Below are 19,315 nucleotides of genomic sequence, written 5' to 3' on the forward strand. Positions count from 1 at the left end.
AGGTCGGAACCGAACGCCCGGGGGCGGAGTCCTACCGGCCATCAGGACGATCGCGAGGAAGGCCCCCCACATGTCCCTGACCACCGATCCCCGAGCCGCACGAGGCCTGGCGGTGACCGCCGCCGTCCTCGCGGCGACCACGGCCCTGACCAGCTGCGGTGTGGTCCGCGACCTCACGGGCGACCGCGAGGACCCCGACACCGAGAACGTCGATGAACCCCGCGAGGAGGAGGTCGAGGCCGACTTCCCCTACACCCGCGAAGGCCCGATCTTCCTCGACACCGGCCAGGACGTGGAGACCACCTTCTCCGTCACCGGCCTGGAGCGCACCGACGACCACATGGTGCTGCACTACGAGACGACGATCCGCGCACCCCTGAGGGGCAGCAACACCACCCTCGGCCTGCCGCCGATCCTCGTCGACCCCGTCAGCGGCGTGACCGCCGGCCCCCTGCAGGACGGCAGCGACGCCCCCTACGGTTCGGTGCCCCCGCGCAGCGACGGCCTCTTCCCGGTGGAGACCGACGCCACCAACGTGCACCGCCTCTACTTCCCCCGCTTCTCCGACGACGTCACCGAACTCACCTACGTGGGCAGCGGCCTGGGAGCCATGACCGGGCTCCCGATCCAGGACGTGGACGAGGAGCGGTCCGACCCCGAGGACCCCAACGGCGCCGACATGGGCGGCGACGCGGGTGACCCGGCCCCGGAGGCCGGCGACGTCATCGAGTTCGAGAACCGGCGCCCCGACGGCGACCAGGTCGAGATGGTCGGCGGGCTGGAGAGTTTCGTCGATTCCGAGACCACCTCCACGACCCGCGACGGGGACACCGAGACCGTCGCTCTGAAGGCCGACGTGATGTTCGAGTTCGACGAGGCCGAACTGACGGGAGAGGCCGAGGAGGTCGTGCGTGAGGCCGCCGCCTCCGTCGGCAACAACATCGACCCCGACCAGCGCGAGATCACCGTGATCGGGCACACCGACGGCAAGGGCGCAGACGACTACAACGAGACCCTCTCGGAGGAGCGGGCCGAGACCGTGCGCGAGGTCCTGGAGGAGGAGCTGGGCGGTGACTTCACCTTCGAGCTGGAGGGCCGGGGCGCCGACGAACCCGTCGCCGAGGAGGGCGGTTCCGACGACGAGGAGGCCCGCGCCCGCAACCGCCGCGTCGAGTTCGAGTACCCCGTCGACCCCGCCGACATCGACGGCCAGTCCGCCGAACGCGACGAGGACGTGCTGGGCTCCAGCGACCGTAACGTCTTCCCGCCCGCCGACTTCATCGAGGAGGCCGACGCCGAGATCGTGGCCACCGAGACCTACGAGGACGTCCAGCTCGACGTGCACCCCCTGGTGCGCGACGGCGCCTACGTCATCAGCACCGTCTCGCTGACCAACACCAGCGACGACCCCGTCACCCCCGACCTGACCGGCGAAGACGGTGTGCTCCCCGGCGCCCCCGCGGACTTCACCGACGGCACCCTGGGCGGTTTCCAGCTCCTGGAACCCGACTCCGACCTGGCCCGCTACATCACCTACTTCCAGTTCGGCGAGGGCAGCATGGGGCCGTTCGCCGACGAGGTGCACGAGATGCAGCCCGGCAACAGCTACCAGCTCATCGCCGTGTTCTCCGCCCCGCCCAGCGAGGTCGGCGACATGACCCTGCGTGCCGGGCCGTTCGGCGAGATCGAGGGTGTGCCCTTCAGCAACTAGCGGGCACAGCAGTAACGAGAAAGCCCAGTAGCGTGCGGGCCCGTCCCTTCGGGGCGGGCCCGTGGCGTGTGCGGGTCCGGTGCGGTCAACCCAGGAACAGCGTCACCGTGAGCAGCACCGGCACCGTCAGAACCGTCGTCACCAGTACCACTTCCCGCACCATCGTCTCGGACGTGCGGTACAGCGAGGCGTAGTTGAACACGTTCTGCGCCGTCGGCAACGCCGCCAGCACCACCACCGAGAACAGGTCCGCCGCGCCCAGGCCGAACGCCCACGCTCCCAGCACCCACGCCACCGCGGGCTGCAGCACCGACTTCAGCGCCACCGCCAGGAACATCGGCGCCTTGTCCGGCCCGCGCCCCGGCATCCGGCTCCCGTTGAGCGATATCCCGAAGGCCAACAGCATCGCCGGGACCGCCATCGCCCCGACCAACTCGAACGGCTCCATCAACGGCCCCGGCGGCGTCCAGCCCGACGCCGAGACCGCCACACCCGCCAACGAACCGATGAGGATCGGATTGCGTACCGGTGTCCCCAACGACCGCCGCACCACCGGGCCCACGCCGCGTACCTCACCCCGGTTCAGGTCCAACAGCGTCAGTCCCACCGGCGCCATGAGCAACAACTGCAACAACAGGATCGGCGCCACCAGCGTCGCGTCACCCAACACGTACGCCGCCACCGGCAGTCCCAGGTTCCCGGCGTTGACGTAACTCGACGACAACGTCCCCACCGTCGTGCGTCCCACACCCCAACGCCGCACCAGCCCCACGACGATGAACACGGACGCGACGGCGAACACGCTCAGCAGGCTCACCACGACCGGCCCCGACACCAGCAGCGTCAGATCCGTGTCGGCAAGCAACGTGAAAAGCAGCGCCGGGCTCGCCACGTAGAACGCGAGCTTGTGCAGCACCTCGCGCCCGCTCGGCCCCAGGACCGGCCACCGTCCGAGCAGGTAACCCACCACCACGATGCTCGCGATGACCCCGAACCCTGTTATGACCCCGGACAAGAAGCGCCCCCCCGTCGTCTGCACGTGCTCAACAGCGTGGAGCACGTTATCCGACCTGCTCCGAGCCGATACGTCCCGGGTCGCACCAATACGCTCCGGGGCGCGCACAACGGAAAGGCCGGTGCCGCGCGGCACCGGCCTGCGTTCGAGGGTCGTCGGGCGTTCAGTCCGCGGCGTTCTCCCCCTCGGCCCGCCTCGCCTCGAGCTTCTTGCGCCGACGGGCCTCGCGCACGGACACCGTCACGATGCGCGTGAGGGCCACCGCCGTGATCGCCGCCAACGGCAGGGCCAGCTTCGTCGCCGGCTGACGGATCGGACGGAAAGCCGCGCCCTCACCGTCGAGCACGATGAACCCCGAGGGCCGGGCCCTCACGGCCCCGATCCCGCCCGCGCCGTCGCCGCCGAGCATGGCCGCGCGGCTGATCCCGCCTCCCATGGAGCTGATGAACCCCACCCGGGCCACGGGGACGACCGTGGTCTCCCCGGAGGTCACCGGGGCGCCGAACACCGTCGTGGCTCGAGCGCTCTCACGGACCCCGTCGATGAGGCGGCCGAGTACGGACAACGTGGGGCTGGTCTGGTCGGACATGGGCGTTCCTTTCCGGAGCACGGTCAACCGATGTCACGCTATAGCCGCAACCGAACCCTGCGGGGGCGCTCCGTCCGGTGTGTCCGTTACCGGTCAATCGCCCGAGCCGCCGGAGGAACCGGAACCGCCTCCACCGGAATCGGAGCTGCCGGACCCGGAACCCGAGGTGTCGTCCGCGTCGTCGGCGCTTTCATCCTCGTCCGAGGCGGCTTCGTCCTCGCTCTCTTCTTCCTCTTCCGCGGCCTCCTCGGCCTCACGCTCGGCCTCACGCTCTGCCTCTGCGCGGTCGGCTGCACGGGTGGTGCAGACTTCGTCCGCAGGGGATGCGGCCCCCTCGACAGCGATCACCGTGTAGCAGTACTCGGCGGAGTTGTTCGGGGTGTCGACCTGTGCGGTCTCTGCTCCGGGACCGGTGCGTGCCAGGGTTTCGGGGTCCTGGCCTCGGATGCTGCCGAGCACGAAGTAGTCAGCGGTGCCGCCGCTGTTGTCGGTCCAAGTGAGTGTGACGGCGCTGAGCGCGTCTTCCAGGGCGACCCCGCTCGGCTCGGCCACCTCGGGTGGGGGAGATGGCTCGACCGGCTCGGCCTCGGTGGCGGCCTGCTCCTCCGAGCCGGATTCGTCAGAGCCACCGTCCTCCTCCGAATCGGAATTCTCGGCAGCCGCGATCATCGGCCCGGAGGTGTTGGTGGCAGCGAAGGAGCTGGTGACCAGCGTGACCACGAGCGTGCCGCAGACAGCTACGGCGATGTGCATTTGTCGACGCCACCGCGGAAGACCGCTCGGGGGGACATCGAGCGCTTCCCACCCCTCGTTCTCCTTCTCCCGCCCCTTCTCGACGGGGAGACGGGAAGACTCCGCATCGCCACGCCAACCTTCGAGACGTGACCACGCACGCAGGGGAGAGATCTCCTCGCCCCGGAGCCTGGCCATCATCAGGTCGGCGGTGCCGTTGGGCACCTCCTCCGGCATCACGCCGTTGCGTTCGCGTTCTTCGGGGGTCGGTAGCGCTCGCGGTCGGGGTCTGGCCCCGGCGTTCTCGCCCAAGTGGGTGTCGTCGGAGGACGGAGCAGTGTTTTCGACACCGTGCGGCTGTACAGCGTCGGGGACGTGCGGGGTCTCGGGGGTCCGTTGGTCCGGAGACGTTCCCTGCGGCACAGGGGGCGGAGGTACAGGGGTCTGCGAGTGGAACTGACCTTCCCGGTGGTGTTCCGGCGAGGGACCGGGCGGTGGTGCGACGGGAGCGGGGGGCACAGGACGGTATGGGCCCCGGGGCTCCTCGTGAGCGGGAGCCGACAAGGACGACCCGGTCTGTGCGTCCGGGGCAGACGAAGGCGTCGGTCCTTCGAATGCATCTCGAGGACGGGAGGAGGGTGAGGGCTCCGGAGGAATCTGCCCTCCGGAGGGGGACTGCGGAGGCGGGTCCTGGTGCCCTGGGGGCGCTGTACCGTGGGGCGCTCGTGGATCCGGCTGCGCTGAGTCGTGTGGATCCTGGGGCCCGGAGGAGACGGTGCCGTGCGGGACCTGGGGGCCGGAGGGCCAGAGTGGGGCCTGGGGACCGGACGGAGTTACGGCAGGTGTGGTCTCGGGGGGCTGCTCGGCCGACTGCCCACCATCCCTCTGAGGCGAGGTGGCGACCCGGCCGGTGCGCGCTCGCTCGAAGGCCGTGGCGAAGTCCGCGGTGGTGGCGTAGCGGTCTCGGGGGTTCTTGGACAGGGCACGGGTGAGGACCTGCCGGAGGCTGCGCGAGATGTCGGACCGGCGTACCGGGGGCGGGGTGTCCTGCAACACCCGGTTCGCGTACTGGTGAGGATCGAAAGGGCTGCCGTCCGTCGTTGCGAACGGTGCGTGACCCACGAGCATGGTCCAGATGGTGGACGCGAGCTGGTAGATGTCCGAGGCGGAGGTCCGTGGCTCGCCCTGCAGTGCCTCGGGGGGCGCGTGCAGGAAGGACTCCATGGACGGGGGAGGTGGAGGCAGCGCTTCCCCTGCCCGGTGGACAGCGCCGAAACCGGTGAGTACGGGGGTGCGTCCGGCGCGCAGCACGTTGCCTGGACAGACGTCGTTGTGTACGAGGCCGCGGCCGTGGACGGCGCCCAGGGCGGCTGCAACACTGCGCGATACAGCAGCGGCCTCCTGGATGGGCGCGGGTCCCTTCTTGGCCAACATCTCCCCGAACGAACCGTCGGGGTAGAAGGGCAGGACGACGAAGAACGCCCCATCGGAGGTGGTCCCGGCGTCCAGGACGGGTACCGCGCCCGGTACCCCGTCGAGTGACTGCAGATGGCCGATCTCTGCCCGGCCGGCGTCGGGGGGCAGGACCTTGAGGACGACCTCGGCACCGCTGGTGACACGAGTGGCACGGACGATGCGGGCACGGCGCCCCTGCAGCAGGAGCGCTGCGGAAGTGTACCCGGGAGCCCACTCTGCCTCGGGAGCGGAGCCGGACATGCGAGGTCGACCCCCTGTTCGTGTTGGAAAGGGACGGTGGTTCTGACGTGTGCGGGGTTCAGAGGGGATCCGACAGCAGGGGGGAGTCGTGGGGCAGGATCTGGACCGACTGTTGCCGGAACTGTCCGAATCCGCGCTCCTCGTTCACCTCCTGTTGTCGTTCGAAGGCGCCGATGAGGGCGATGATCCCGCACACGAGTCCTGTGACGATGGCCCCGCCGATCACCGCGGGCCACACCCGCTGCCGTCGACGCCAGTAACGGCTCGAACCGTACAGCAGGGCCGACCGGAGTTGTCGGTGCCGGAGGGCGTCGGCCTGCAGGACGTACTTCTCCTCGTCAGGCGTGTAATGGAACGCCTCCGGGAGCTGCGGATCCGGGTCGGCCGACGCCGCCGACGGTGCAGGGGCCTGGATGGACATCGTCGTCGAGCTTACTAGAACAACCCGTCGAGGTACTGGTTGAGCCTGTTGTAGTTGTTCGCGGTGTCATCGGTCGCGTTGATCAACTTGGCGAAGGCCGAGTTCACGTCCGAGAAATGTGTGTCGTACTCCTGAGCCTTGGCCTGGAATTGGGGGCTGCCGGAGCCTTCCCACTGGCTGACAGTCATTTCCGACTGTTCGTTGATCTGACTCATGATCGCGGTGAAGCGGCCGAGGTGGGCCTGCTGGTCCTCGGCGAGACCCTGCAGGCCGGCCGCGTCACCGTAGACGTCGAAATTGCTGGCGGACATGAAGACGCCCTTTCCTGAGGCGGGATCGTGGTCTCGGTGCCGAAGCGCCGTGAAGACGGGCTGGTACCTGTGTGATCAGGCGTTGACCGGGCGGTTGAGACCGCCGAGGTCGGCGCCCGACTGGCCCAGGACGTCGCTGGAATCCATGTCGGTGGTGCTGAACTGGGACTGGCCCTCGTTCAACTTGATGCCGTTCTGGGAGCACCAGGACATGAGCTCTTCGAACCTTTCGGTGAGCGCCCTCTTGGCTTCGTTGAACTCCTTGAGGGCCTCACCTTGGAGGACCTTGGCGTCCTCGGACATGTCGTCGATGAGCTGGCTCATCTGACGCTGGATCGACTCCGACTCCTGTGCGAGCTGCTCGCCACCGGTGCCGAGTGTATCGAAATTTTCAAGACCTGTTCCGGACATGGTTCCCTTTCTGTTGGATTGGGATAACCGTTCCTTGTTCAGTGGGGGACAAGGAACAGGAGGCCAGAAGTTTACATCGGGAACGATAGCCATCCCGATCCGGGTGCGTCAATTACTCCAGGTGGTTCGAAGGGACGGAGTAATTTTCGTTCCTATTGCTGGGCGTCCGGAGAGGGAGCGCTGCTCGGGTCGACGGGGACGGGGTCACGTACCCACCGCACGGCCAGGGGCCAGCCGTTCATGGAGGAGTCGTGCAGGACAGGGAAGGCCTCCTCCGTCGACTCCGTCTTCCCGGAGTCGTCGAGATCGATACGGAACCATTGGTCCTCCGTCTGCAGGAGCACGGCATCACGCTCTGGAGTCAGGGCGTACTGCACCACGGGACCGGATTCGTCCTCGAGCAGACGGGCTTCAGTGTAATCCTGTCCGTCGGCCTCCACCAGGTAAGCGCCCGGAGGGGGATCTTCGTCCTCGGGGGAGGGATCGGGGCGCAGCAGGGCGGTGCCTTCTCCCCACACGGCCGCACCGTCGAAGGTCTGCCACTGTTCTCCGTCGGTGGTCAGAGTGGCGTTGACGACCGTCTCGCCGGTGCGCCGCACCACGAGGTTGCCACCCCCGTTGAGCTGTTCGGTCTGGACGCTGTCGCGGATGTGGAGGGCGCCTTCGGGGGTCAGGGCCCAGTCGCTCGGGGCTTGGTTCTCACCGAGGGCGAGGGTTCCTTCCTGGTTCGGGGTGCCGGTGGGCGCCTCCAGGGGGACCGAGAGGACCTGCGGTGGGTTGGGGCCCTCAGGGGCGTCCGAGACGTACCACACGCGGTCCTCGTGCACGACGGGGTCCGAGACGACTTCGCCGTTGGCCGGCGGCACCGATTCCACGGCTTCGTAGCTGAACTGCGTGGGGTCCTCACCGCTCTCCTCGTCCTCCGGAGAGGAGCTCTCAGCGTCCTCGGCTTCGGTCAGCATCGCGATGTTCACGGCGTTGGGCTCCTCCGTGGCGTACACGAACACCATCCAGTCCTCGGAGAACTGTGCGTGTACCTGAGGTCCCTCCGCCATCGCGTCGACGGCGCCCTCGGGAAGGCCGAAGCGCTGCTCGGGCTGCCCGGTCTCCGGGTCGTGAAAAACCAGCGTCTGGTCGGTCTCGGGGTCGCCGCCCTCGTGACCGCGGTGCAGTAGAGCGAGCCCGGAGGGGCCTTGCTCCGCCAGGTCGTCGACGGTCTCGGGCGCCCCGGCGTCGCCGTCGTCCCCCGTCTCGCTGCACGCGGCCACACAGAGCACGCACACGGCCGAGAGCAGGGCGAGAGGGCGCCGCATGCAGGACCTACCTTTCGGGGCAGAGGCGAGGGAACGCAGGGACTGAAGATGTGACTCCCCCCGAAAGGTTATGGTTCGGTCCGCGCAGTACGGGACACGGAGGCACTTCTCTGACAGTGGCCGCACGGCGTTCATACAGGGCAGAAGGCCTGTCCAGCCCGTCTGCGGCGACTCGGTGCCGGTTCGAGCGTGTGCCTGTCGGTAGGGTTTGGCCGATTCCGGCCATCGGTCCAGAACGGTGCGCGGAACGGCGATTTTTCAGGTATGAGCGCACCAAGAAGTGATCTGGCTCTCGCTGAGTAATTGTTTCGAGTGCGTCACGAAGATCGTTCAGCTGTACATCGTGGTAGCACAAGTGATCGCTGGGGTCGCGGAGTTGGTGGCGCTCCGGATCCGCGAACGTGTCCTGATCGAGGTCCTCCGGAGCGAAGGTGCCCTGGTCGATGAGCCGTTGGATGCTGTGGTGGAGCACATGGGCCTCGATGGTCTGCGATGAGCCGATGAAGAAGGTGTCGGCAGGTGTGTCGGGATCGGGTCCGGCTTTGTGGATTCGGACAGGTTTTTCCTGGTCCTGGGGATCGATGCTGCCGCTACCAGTGGTGTGGTGCTCGACTCGCAGTGGGTCGGGGGCGGTGCAGCCTGCGGTGGCCAGGAGAACCAGGGTGGCTGTGGTGACGAGAGTGGTGCGGGGTTTCATCGGAGTGCGGTCAGGCGCGGGGTGTGGTCATTTCTGGGGAACTCGCGTAGGAGGACGGCTCCCGGTACCTCTCGGAAAGTCATCGGACCGACTTCGCGATTGAGCCGGTCGGAGTTGAGTATATCTTCGGTGTTGAGCTCGATGTTGAGGGGGATGCGATGGTCGTTATCGTTGCCCCACTCTAGGACGACGATTTCCTGTTCTTTTTCTTCGCCGGTTAGACGCAGTTTGACCAATGATTCTTCCAGGAGGACAAAACTATGATTACTTCCTCGGGCCACGTTCTCGTCCGTGGAGATGGTGTCGCGGACAGATCCGTCGAAGTCACGTAGTTCGTACCGAACTTTATTGTGTTCGGAGCTGTTACTCACAACGTTCAAGTATCCGTTAGGGAAGACACGGAGTAGGGAGTCATCGGCGGTGCTGGGTAGGTCATCGGTGATGAGGTCGCCGGTGGTGGTGTCGATGACGACGGTTCCGCGTTGAAGGGAGATGTTCTCCAATACCAGCAGGTCATCGGATACGAAGAAATCCGTCTTTCTCGGAGACAACGGAATCGGGTAGACGTTTTCGTCGGGTTGGTAGTCGTCTCCTTGTTGGAGGTGCCAGGTTTGTTCGCCGGTTTGTAGGTCGATGCCGGTGAGGGCGGGGTCTTGGGTGGGGCAGGTGTGGACGATGACGGCGGTCTCGTCGGTGAGTAGGCCTTGTTCGATGATGGCGTTGTTGCCGTCGTCGCATCCGGGCAGGGTGGTTTCCCATCCGGTGTCCTGATCCTGGTCCTGGTGTTCCCAGGGGGTCAGGGTCAGGTGGAGGTCGTGGTCGCTGGTGGAGGTGAGGTTGCCTGTGGTGTGGGGCAGGCCGAGGCGGGTGGGGGTGAACAGGTCGTCGCTGCCCTCGGTTTGGTGGTCGATGCGTTGGTGTTCTTGGCCGGTGGCGGTGTCGAGTAGGACGGTGGTCTGGCCGGGGGAGAAAGCGGCGATGGTGCCGTCGGGGGTGAGGGCCAGGTCGGTTTCGTCTTCCTCGAGGTCGGTGGAGTCGGGGAGTAGGTAGCTCCAGGTGGTTTCGCCGGTGGTGGTGTCCATGCCGATGAGGCCGTTGTTGAGTTCGATCAGGGCACCGCTGGGTGTGGGGTGGATGGCCTGGATGGTGGTGCCGGGGGTGCCTTCCCAGGTCCAGGCGGTCTCGGTGACGGTGCTCGGGACGGGGCCCGGGTCGGGCGGGATATCGGTGGTGTGGTGTTCGAGAGCGTGGCCGGCCAAAGGCTCGGGGCCGGGGTTCTGGTTTTCAGTGCTGTTGACGGAGCACCCAGCCAGAAACACGGAAATGGACACCGAAGATATTATTGCGTTGCATGCTAGTCTCATAAATTTGTAGCCCAAAGAAACTAATTTCACCAAAGATCTAGAGTTGGGTCGCGTCGAGCTCTTCTTGAATTTTTTCACGAGTGACATTGTGGGCATCGATGTATTCACTTACTGCTTCATCGTGATTGAATTCCGTTCCGTGCCACGAATCGTGGAAAAGTTCCCGCCATGCGTCATTGAGGTGATCTCAGCGAGTTTGCTTTTCGATATTCGTCAGAGCCAACGCGGCTTGCACGATCATCCCGATCTTGGACGGGCCCGTCGTGGTGTGGCGCAGTGCCCTCCACCTGCCGGTGAGCACGGCCATGGCACGCTCGCCGATGCATCGCAGGCCGCGTAGGAGCCGGTTATGGGCACGGTCATCGACATGCCGGCGGCGCTCGTCGACCTCGGGCGGACGCTTGATCGGAGTGCGCACACCCACCCCGGCGCCCTCGTAGGCGGGATCGGCCAACATCACCAGCCCCTCGGCGGTGGCCTTGTGCAAAGCGGGAACGCGTGCAGGCGTGCGGCGGTGATATCGGCCGTGGACCCGGGCTCGACCTCCGAGACCCACACCGGTTCCCCACGAGCATCGGACAGGAACTGGATGTTGCCGCCGTGGTGGTGTTTATGGCCGCTGCATCCAAAGGTCGCTCTCACCAGAGGGGGCAGGCTCCGAACAATGGTCACAAGGAAACAGTTTTCCGTCCAGGATCAGAGGGTCCTCGGGGGCCAGGCGGGCGTGTTCGAGCACTTCGTACAGGTCGGGAGCCTGGTCGGCCAGCACGTGGACACCCTCGTCGACGTAACGGTAGCGGTGGCCCGACAGATGTGGTTGTCCCTGGCCAGAGCATCGATCGCCGTGTCATCGCGAAACCACCGCAAGATCAGGACCGCCTGTTTGCAGCAGGTCAGGGAGCGGGTGCCCGTGCGGGTGCCGCAGCGTCGGCGTTCGGCGTTCAGCAGGGCCGAAAGGTGCCAAACGGTGGCCTGGTCCACGACGAGGGTGGCAGGGTAGGCAACCACGTGGAGCCTTTCATGGTGGTCCGGTGCAGATTCCACATCTCGCCTTCTACCTGGGGCTCCACGCCTGTGTCAGGGGAACGGAAGTTCACCCATGGATGCGCTTCTCGTCTTGATTGTCGGTTGCCTGCTGATTCCCAGTTGCTGAGATCACCTCATTAGGGCCTCGAAGGTCGTTTCGAGGCCGGCCATCGCATCGGCGAGGGCTTCGGCCTGCTCGCCCTTGCTCGCGGCTTCCCAGGTGTTGGCGCCGACTTCTTCCGAACTCATCGTTCATCGCTCCTTCGCGGGGGACAGGGGCAGGCGTTCAGCGTGGAGGAAGGGGCGTGTACGCCCTCCCCCATGGAACTACATTCGGTATCACTGCATGTACGTAACCTCCTACTTTCGGGCACAGGTGCGACAGAACGTGGGTGTGTAGGAGATCTCCTACACACCCACGTTCGGCGGATCGGTCACTCGGGCCACTCGGATCAGGCGGGCGGTTTGCTCCATCCCACCTGGATCAGGTCCGGGCGCTGCCCGCGGCGGGCGATGAGAGCCCGCCCTTGGGGAAGCGGGCGGGAAGGGATTCCGTTGGCCAGGCGGCCCTCCATGCGGTCACCGGAGAAAAGCATGCCCGGGGCCGCCATGTCGTTGAGAGCCTGCATGAACGGTTCGTACATGGCTCGTGCCGCACCGCCCGTACGCCGGGCGGCGATGACGTGGAGGCCCAGATCCGAGCCCTGCGGGATGTACTTCGCCAAGGGGGCCAGCGGGTTCGAGCGGGAACCCATCATGTCCATGTCGTCCACGATGACGTACAGGTCCAGGCCCGACCACCAGCTCCGGTTCCGCAGCTGTTTGGGGGTCACGTCCGGGCCCGGCAGGCGCTCGTTGAGTGAACTCGCCAGGTTCTGGGCCACGGCATTGGTCTGCTCGGCGGTCGTGCAGTAGGCGAGCTGATACTCATCGGGGATGAGCTCGAGGTGGCTGCGGCGGAAGTCGACCATGACGATGCCGACCTCCTTCGAGGGGCGGCGCATGATCTGGGTCGCCAGCCCGCGCAGGAGCGCGCTCTTGCCGGATTGCGGATCGCCGAAGACCACCAGGTGCGGATCGCGCTCCAGGTTGGTGGTGGCCGGCGCGAGCGAGCTCTCGGCCAACCCGAGCACAAGGTCCAGCTTGCGTCCGCGTGGGGCGGGTTGCCCCTTGAGCAGATCGTCGAGGTCCACATGCTCGGGCAGGGTCTTGACCCCTTCGACGGCCTTCTGCGGCCAGCGGTTCTTCACGCGCTCGGTGAGGTCCTGGACCCCGGCACCGATGTCCTCGTCCGAGGCCACCCCGTCGACGCGGGGCAGAGCCACGTGGGCATGGCGTTCCTCGGTCGTCAGACCGCGGCCGGGGGTCTCCTTGGGGACCTCCTGGGCGATCTTCCGGCCGACCGAGGAGTCCATCGGGTCACTCAACCGCAGTTCGAAATGACCGCCGAACATCGCTTGCAACCGGGACCGGATCTGTGAGTTGGCCGCACCGGTCAGGATGGTGTGCACACCCAGGGAGGGTCCGCGGGAGGCGATGTCGGTGAGGACCTGGTCGGCGTCGTCGAGGGTGTCGCGCACCGCCGACCAACCGTCGATGATCAGGAAGAGGTCGCCCGGAACACTGGCGGGAACACTGCCTTCGGCCCGGGCCTGACGCAGTGCCGCCGGCGAGTCGAGCTTGTGTTTGCGGAACGTCCGCTGGCGGCGGTCCAACTGGGCACGCACGTCCACCAGCACGCGCTGCACCTTCTCGGGGTCAGCGCGTCCGGCCACGCCGGCCACATGCGGCAACTCGTCCATCGCCTGGAGGCCGCCGCCACCGAAGTCGATGGCGTACACACTGACGCGGCCGGGCGGGTAGCGCCACGAGAGCGAGGCGACCATCGTGCGCAGCAGCGTCGACTTCCCTGACTGGGGGCCGCCGAGCACGACCACATTGCCCTCACCGCCAGTGAAGTCGAGCTCGGTGGGCACGACCTTCTGGTCCCGTGGGATGTCGGTGAGGCCGAGGACCGCACGCATCTCCTGGGCGGGTGGCTCCGTTCCTGGGCCGTCGATCTCCCCCTCGCCGAGATCCGCCAACACCGAGTCGAGGGTGAGCTTCTCGGGCAGGGGCGGCACCCAGATGGGACGTACACGGTCGGCACCCGATGCGACGAGCTGGTCGACGGTCACCTGCAGGATGGAGCGCTTCTCCTCGGTCTCGTCGGCCTCCTCCTTCTTCTCGTGGAGAGTGCCGATGAGGGAGTCGACGAGCTCGTTGGTTCCGGACAGTTTCTCCAGGCCGTTGTAGGACAGCAGCGGGAGAACCGGGTCTTGCTGTTCCTGGTCCTCCTCCTCGGCCGGCGGTTCGTAGGGGTGGGACACCATCGCGGCCTTGAAACGCTCGAAGACGGAGGTGTCCACCTTCAGGTACCCGGAGCCTGGTTCGGGGGGCAGGTGGTAGGCGTCCCCGACACCGATGGCTTCCCGGCTCTCGGCCTCGGAGAAGGTCCGCAGGCCCACCCTGTAGGAGAGGTGGGACTCCAAGCCCTTGATCTTGCCGGACTCCAGCCGCTGAGTGGCCAGGAGCAGGTGCACACCGATGGAACGGCCGATGCGTCCGATGGCCACGAACAGTTCCGCGAAGTCGGGATGGGCGGTGAGAAGTTCGGAGAACTCGTCGATGATGATGAGTAGATGCGGTAGGGGCTCCAGGTCGGGGTTCTTCTCCCTGGCGGCTTCGTACGCGTGCAGATTGGGGAGATTCCCGGCCTCCTTGAGGATCTGCTGGCGTCGTACGAGCTCACCGAAGGTCGCCTCCCGGAACCGGATGACGAGCGAGTCGTCGTCGGCGAGGTTGGTGATGAGTCCTGCGCTGTGCGGGAGCCGGTCGGTGTCGGCGAAGGTCGCTCCGCCCTTGAAGTCGACGAGGAGCAGAGCGAGGTTCTCGGGGGAGTGGTTGATGACCAGGGAAGCCACCATGGTGCGCAGCATCTCCGACTTGCCGGAACCGGTCGCACCGACCACGAGTCCGTGCGGACCCATCCCACCGAACGCCGACTCCTTGAGGTCGAGAAGGACCGTGTTGCCGTTCGGGCCGATGCCGATGGGTACGCGCAGGTAGTCACCGGTGCTGCGCCTGCGCCAGGTTCGGCGGGTGTCGAGCTTGGCCACGTCGTCCACCCCCAGGATGTCGGGAAGCCCGACATTGCCGTGCATGGCGTCGTCGCCGTCGATGGCCGTGATGCCGAAGGGGGCCAGGATCCGAGCGAGGGCCGTCATCTGTGCGACGTCGCTCCGGTCGGCGTCTCCCTTGAGCGGCGCGCGGTCGTCGCCGGAGCCTTTGTCAGGCTTGTCGGCTTCGGTGTCCTCCTCGATCCGTCCCTCTTCGTCGACGAAGAGCCTGAGGTCGACGTTCTCGGGCTCCTCGCGCTTGTCGGCGACCAGAACGACGACGTGGATCCCCAGATCGGCGAGAGACGTGACGGGTGCTTCAGCCTCCAGCCCGGACAGGGTGGACTGCTGTTCCCCGTCCAGGACGACCACCAGGCGCTGTGTGCCGGGTCCAGGGCTGCGGCCCCGGCGGCGCTGGAGGTCGACGGTGCGGCGCTCGATCTCGTCGGTGAGCAGATCGGCGATCTGGACGGTGTTGCCGGTGACGAAGCGGGCGGGCATGTTCCCGTCCCGGGCGTCGTCGAACGTGTTGTGCGGCAACCACTTGAGCCATTCCCAGTGGGGGCGCAACTGCCCGTCACGGACCACCCCGACACGGAGGTCGTTGGGGGAGTGGAAGACGGACAACTGGGCCACCATCGACCGGGCCATGGAGCGGCTCGCAGCTCGGTCGCCGACCATCGAGACCACGCCGTACTCGCTCAGCGGCAGGACCAGCGGCATCTCGGGAACATCGGCGTACAGCTCGATGAGCTGGTCGGCCGCGCCTTGGCACACGGGATCGTAGACGATCAGTGGGGAGGAGGTGTCCAGCTTCAGCTTGAGGCGCCGGGCCAACGGACGGATCCCGGACCCGATACGAGCGTCCAGGAAGTCCGGGTCGGAGGGGCGCCGTTCCCACCGCCGGGCTCTCGACCGTGCCGGTTCGACCAGCAGGTGCGGCGGCGGGTGGCGGAAGGCATGGTCCGCCCGCTGCGTCGAGGTGACTTCGCGCACGATCTCGCGTAGTTGATCCAGGTAATCGACGTATCGTTCACGCTGCTCACGGATGCGCTTGCGCGGCCCGTTGTGCTGGGACACGAACATGACGATGCCGACGATGACACTGGCGATCATGATCATCACGCCGGCGACCGCCATGAGCGGTCGGTGGCCCATGGTGATCGACATCAACAGGGAGCCCGAGCCTGTGATGATCGGCATGATGATCATGGCGCCGGAGCTGGAGGTGGGGGAGTCCTCCGGCATCTGCGGGGGTGTCGCGATGACCAGTGGAGAGTTCCCCGGGGCGGGGGGAACGCTGCGGGCCGGCCGAGGGACAGATCTCGTCGCCACAGTACTGTCTTTCCGTCCGCTAGGGGCTTTCAGTGCGAAGGTCGTTACGCTAGGGATGTTCTCGCGAAAGGCGTGAATCGCCTAATCAACTGCTGTCACGCCCCTCAACAATGGCAAACACTCCATACGACGACGAAGAGGCCCTCAGGTGAGTGGTTACTGCAGGGTCACGGTCACTGGTCCCCAGCGTTGGGCCGACCTCGCCCTCCCCGGTAGTGTCCCCGTGGCCACACTCATGCCGCGCATCATCGACGTGTGCGCTCCCGACGGGGAGAGCACCGAACCAGCGTCCTGGAACCTGACCACCGTGGACGGGCATCCCGTCCGCCTGGAGGAGCCGCTGGAAGAGACCGGGGTCTACGACGGTGACGTTCTGGTCCTCGACCGCGTGGTCGCCCCCGGCCGGCCCGAGTACGTCGACGACGTGCGCGGAGCCGTCGAGGACCAGGTCGACGAGACCGCGTGGATCTGGAACTCGAGTACGACCTTGTCCTTCGGCCTGCTCGTGGGTGCGATCGGCCCGTTGCTGATGCTTGCGTTCATGTTGTGGACCGACCCGTCCCCGGGGTTCCTGGCGGTCGCCTCTCTGGGCACGCTCTTCACCATCGGTGCGATGCTGCTCGCGGCCCGCCGTCCGCTGCCCGCGGCCGCCCACGTACTGTTCTCCACCGCCTGTGTGTGGGGCGCGGTGTCGGCGGTCCTGGCGTCCCAGTTCGTGGTCGCCCCGAACTCTTTGGTCACAGCGGCGGTCGCGTTGTCGGGTGCCCTGCTCGTGGCCGTCGTCGGGTGGGCATTGCACGAGACCGGTCTGGCTCACATCGCCGGGCTCGCGACCGTGGTCCTCACCGTCGGTGTCCTGGTCCTGGTGGGGATCTTCGTGGAGCCGGTGCAGGGCGCGCGTTCGATGGGTATCGTTCTGGCCCTGTGTGTGGGGGCGTTGCCCCGTGTGGCGATGGTGATGGGAGGCCTGTCGGGGCTCGACTACGAGGTCGGGCGTTCGGGACAGGTGGCCACGGACCGCTTCGAGGAGACTCACGGCAACAGTGACCGTCTCCTGCTCGGTATCACCATGGGCGCGGCCGTTTCCGGTGGAGCTGTCACCGCACTGCTCGCCTACTTGGGCACCGGACTTCCGGACCTGTTGCTGTGCGGCCTTCTCGGGCTTCTGCTGGTACTGCGTTCACGCCTGTTCGATCGCATCCGCCATGTGCTGCCCCTGCGCTTGGCCGGGGTGGCGGGGCTCGGGGCCGCGGGTGTGGCGGTCGCGAACGCGTACCCGGCCTCGGCCCCCTGGGTGCCGGTGGTCGTGCTGGTGGCCGGTGTGCTGGCGGGCGTGTTGAGCTGGGTGAAGCTCAATGACGTGCCCCGGGCCTCGCTCCGGAGGATCCTCAACTGGACCGAGGTCCTCGTGATCATGGCCCTGTTCCCTGTTTGTGCCTGGGGAATGGGGCTCTTCGAGTTCGTGGCCGCCATGACTTCACCGTGAGGCGGTCAACCGATCTGGTGGGTGTCCCGGAGCGAGTCGGGGTTGAGGAACAGGATGAGGTCCTCGTTGATGCCTGCGCCGGATTCGACCACGGCGATCGTCTCCTCGTCGGGGTGCACCTCCGGGGTCTTGTACAACAGCGTCTCCCCGGACACCAGTTCCTCCCCGGTCTCGACGTCCCACATGAAGCCACCGGAGACGCTGATGCCTTTGCTGCGACCGGCCAACAGGACGGAGCCGTCCGGGGAGAACCCGAGCCCCCGTGGTACACCGGGAGATTCCAGATCGAGCACGATCTCACCTGTGGACAGGTCGATGAGGCTGGTGACCTCCCGGATGTCGTCGGGCACGGCGAGGAGCGGGTCGGTGGGTGAGAACTCGGTCCGGAGGGAGCGCAGCCCGTCTCCTTCCTCACCAGTGTGTTCCTCGTTGGGATACTCGTAGACGACCTCGTCCTCGGCCAGGTCGATCACCCACAGGCGGGGGTCCGCTCCGGGATGCCCCAGAGCCAGATGGTCGCCCGTCGGGCTCAGGTCGGCACTCATCGCCGTGACGTCCTCCTCCCAGAAGACGGTGTCTGCCTCCCAGTCCCAGACCGTGACAGTGGCCTCGTCGGTATCCGGCTCGCCGTGCACGAAGGCCAGCAGGGATCCGTCCGCGGAGAAGGAGACGCTGTCGTGGTGCTCTCCCTCGCCCGGTCCGTCCCCGAAAGCCACCAAGTGCTCGTGCTCCTCGTCCCACACATGGACGCCTCCAGGCCCAGCGGTAGCCGTGTGGCCCGAGGCGGCGAGATCGAAGGAGAAATACTCGGGAGCGTCCTCGAACGGGACGTCGATGAGCTCGCCTTCCCGCCAGTCCCAGACAGTCGTGCGGTCGGCAGCGTGGACGTACAGTTCGTCGCCGTCCGAGGCGAAGTACATGCCGTAGAGGCCCTCCGGGAAACTCGCCTCGTCGGTTGCGGCGCTGGTGTCTGCTTCCCCCTCGCCTTCTCCGGTGGCGGCCTCGTGTTCCCAGGGGCGTGGCATCACGACTGCGGTCACGGAAATGAGAACCACTGCGGTTGCGGCAGCTCCTGCGACCAACCAGGGACGGCTCCGGGATCCCGGGAGGGGAGCGGACCCCGCCCCTGCCCCGTGTACCACTTGCCGGAGTTCGCGCTCGTGGTCCCCGATCGCCTCGTTGACCGTGGAGGGCAGCCACCCGTGCTCGGCCGGGGGCAGGGGCTCGGCCGAGAGCGCGCGGACCAACTCATCGGCAGTGGGACGGTCGGCCGGTTCCTTGGCCATGCAACGGGCCATGAGATCGCGCAAGGTCCCCGCATGCAGGGCACCGAGCCGGGGATCAGCGCTCACCACCCGCTGCAGGACCTGGGATGCGGGTGAACGCCCGAACGGGGGTTCACCACAGGACGCGAACACGACGACACCGGCCAGGGAGAAGATGTCACTCGCGGCGCTCTGCTCATGCCCGAGCACCGTCTCGGGGGCCGCGTAGGAGGGGGTGCCGAAGGCTTCCCCCGTCTTGGTCAGTACCGTTCCCTCCACCGCGCGGGCGATTCCGAAGTCGATGACCTGAGGCCCGCGCGGTGAGAGCAGCACGTTGCCGGGCTTGAGGTCGCGGTGCATGATCCCGGAGGCGTGCACCGACTGCAGCGCCCGGGCGAGCCCCAGAGTGAGCACACGCAGTGACCCCTCCGGCAGCGGTCCGCCCGTCGCGACGGCTTCGCCGAGGGTCGGACCCGGCACGTATTCGGTGGCCATCCAGGGCGCTTCCCCCTCGGCCCCCACCGACAACACCGCGGGTGTGAAGGGGCCCCGCACCATCTGCGCGGTCCTGGTCTCCCGAGAGAACCGTGCCCGGAACCCTTCGTCCTGTGCGAGTTCTCGGTGCGTGATCTTGACAGCGGCCAAGCGGTCTTCGGGGGTCCGGGCGAGGTAGACCGCGCCCATGCCGCCGGCGCCGAGGCGTGCGAGCACACGGTGCGGGCCGATGTGCGAAGGGTCGGACTGCTGGAGGGGCTTCATCGATGC

The 19,315-nt window shown here is 66.9% G+C and carries 15 protein-coding genes; 3 read left to right on the forward strand and 12 right to left on the reverse strand.

From position 1 onward, the window contains the following. Window positions 1-70: 70 nt before the first annotated feature. Window positions 71-1,711: an OmpA family protein gene (locus D473_RS0111125; protein ID WP_017609147.1), complete on the forward strand. Its 1,641-nt coding sequence runs from the start codon at window positions 71-73 to the stop codon at window positions 1,709-1,711. A gap of 85 nt (window positions 1,712-1,796) precedes the next feature. Here the strand turns inward: D473_RS0111125 and D473_RS0111130 are convergent, their stop codons facing one another. The 7 genes from D473_RS0111130 to D473_RS0111160 form a co-directional block, all read right to left on the reverse strand. After that, the gene (locus D473_RS0111130; protein ID WP_026126838.1) at window positions 1,797-2,726 is read right to left on the reverse strand and encodes an AEC family transporter; all 930 of its coding nucleotides are present in this window, start codon (window positions 2,724-2,726) and stop codon (window positions 1,797-1,799) included. Window positions 2,727-2,889: 163 nt separating this feature from the next. Then, window positions 2,890-3,315 carry a GerW family sporulation protein gene (locus D473_RS0111135; protein ID WP_017609149.1) on the reverse strand — a complete coding sequence of 142 codons (426 nt, stop codon included), beginning with the start codon at window positions 3,313-3,315 and terminating at the stop codon, window positions 2,890-2,892. 93 nt (window positions 3,316-3,408) lie between these two features. Beyond that, on the reverse strand, window positions 3,409-5,763 hold the full coding sequence (locus D473_RS0111140) for a serine/threonine protein kinase (RefSeq protein WP_017609150.1): 2,355 nt from the start codon (window positions 5,761-5,763) through the stop codon (window positions 3,409-3,411). A 58-nt stretch (window positions 5,764-5,821) separates the two neighbouring features. Beyond that, window positions 5,822-6,184: a hypothetical protein gene (locus tag D473_RS0111145; protein WP_017609151.1), complete on the reverse strand. Its 363-nt coding sequence runs from the start codon at window positions 6,182-6,184 to the stop codon at window positions 5,822-5,824. Window positions 6,185-6,198: 14 nt separating this feature from the next. Next, the gene (locus D473_RS0111150; protein WP_017609152.1) at window positions 6,199-6,495 is read right to left on the reverse strand and encodes a WXG100 family type VII secretion target; all 297 of its coding nucleotides are present in this window, start codon (window positions 6,493-6,495) and stop codon (window positions 6,199-6,201) included. Window positions 6,496-6,570: 75 nt separating this feature from the next. After that, window positions 6,571-6,906: a hypothetical protein gene (locus D473_RS0111155; protein WP_017609153.1), complete on the reverse strand. Its 336-nt coding sequence runs from the start codon at window positions 6,904-6,906 to the stop codon at window positions 6,571-6,573. Window positions 6,907-7,058: 152 nt separating this feature from the next. Then, window positions 7,059-8,219, reverse strand: a complete 1,161-nt coding sequence (locus D473_RS0111160) for a hypothetical protein (RefSeq protein ID WP_017609154.1) — start codon at window positions 8,217-8,219, stop codon at window positions 7,059-7,061. Window positions 8,220-8,574: 355 nt separating this feature from the next. Here D473_RS0111160 and D473_RS27460 point away from each other — a divergent pair, with 355 nt between their 5' ends. Further along, window positions 8,575-8,715 (forward strand): hypothetical protein, encoded by a 141-nt coding sequence (locus D473_RS27460; protein WP_161626421.1) that lies wholly within the window; start codon window positions 8,575-8,577, stop codon window positions 8,713-8,715. 197 nt (window positions 8,716-8,912) lie between these two features. Here D473_RS27460 and D473_RS0111170 read toward each other — a convergent pair whose 3' ends face one another. The 4 genes from D473_RS0111170 to eccCa all read right to left on the reverse strand — a co-directional run bounded on the left by D473_RS0111170 (window position 8,913) and on the right by eccCa (window position 15,712). Further along, window positions 8,913-10,247 (reverse strand): hypothetical protein, encoded by a 1,335-nt coding sequence (locus tag D473_RS0111170; RefSeq protein ID WP_152436817.1) that lies wholly within the window; start codon window positions 10,245-10,247, stop codon window positions 8,913-8,915. Between the two features lie 220 nt (window positions 10,248-10,467). Further along, window positions 10,468-10,767 carry a transposase family protein gene (locus D473_RS28120; protein ID WP_017609157.1) on the reverse strand — a complete coding sequence of 100 codons (300 nt, stop codon included), beginning with the start codon at window positions 10,765-10,767 and terminating at the stop codon, window positions 10,468-10,470. Then, a complete protein-coding gene (locus D473_RS28695) occupies window positions 10,737-10,952 on the reverse strand; it encodes a transposase family protein (protein WP_394296766.1) in 216 nt (71 codons plus the stop codon). The genes D473_RS28120 and D473_RS28695 overlap by 31 nt, the downstream gene beginning before the upstream one ends. 806 nt (window positions 10,953-11,758) lie before the next feature. Next, window positions 11,759-15,712: a type VII secretion protein EccCa gene (gene eccCa / locus D473_RS0111185; RefSeq protein WP_017609160.1), complete on the reverse strand. Its 3,954-nt coding sequence runs from the start codon at window positions 15,710-15,712 to the stop codon at window positions 11,759-11,761. Window positions 15,713-15,947: 235 nt separating this feature from the next. On the opposite strand from eccCa, the gene eccD reads away from it, so the two are divergent. After that, on the forward strand, window positions 15,948-17,285 hold the full coding sequence (gene eccD, locus D473_RS0111190) for a type VII secretion integral membrane protein EccD (protein ID WP_026126840.1): 1,338 nt from the start codon (window positions 15,948-15,950) through the stop codon (window positions 17,283-17,285). A 5-nt stretch (window positions 17,286-17,290) separates the two neighbouring features. On the opposite strand, the gene D473_RS0111195 is transcribed toward eccD, so the two are convergent. Continuing rightward, the gene (locus tag D473_RS0111195; RefSeq protein ID WP_026126841.1) at window positions 17,291-19,309 is read right to left on the reverse strand and encodes a WD40 repeat domain-containing serine/threonine protein kinase; all 2,019 of its coding nucleotides are present in this window, start codon (window positions 19,307-19,309) and stop codon (window positions 17,291-17,293) included. Between the last annotated feature and the right edge of the window lie 6 nt (window positions 19,310-19,315).

It is taken from the genome of Nocardiopsis xinjiangensis YIM 90004, assembly GCF_000341145.1.
Taxonomy (GTDB): Bacteria; Actinomycetota; Actinomycetes; order Streptosporangiales; family Streptosporangiaceae; genus Nocardiopsis; species Nocardiopsis xinjiangensis.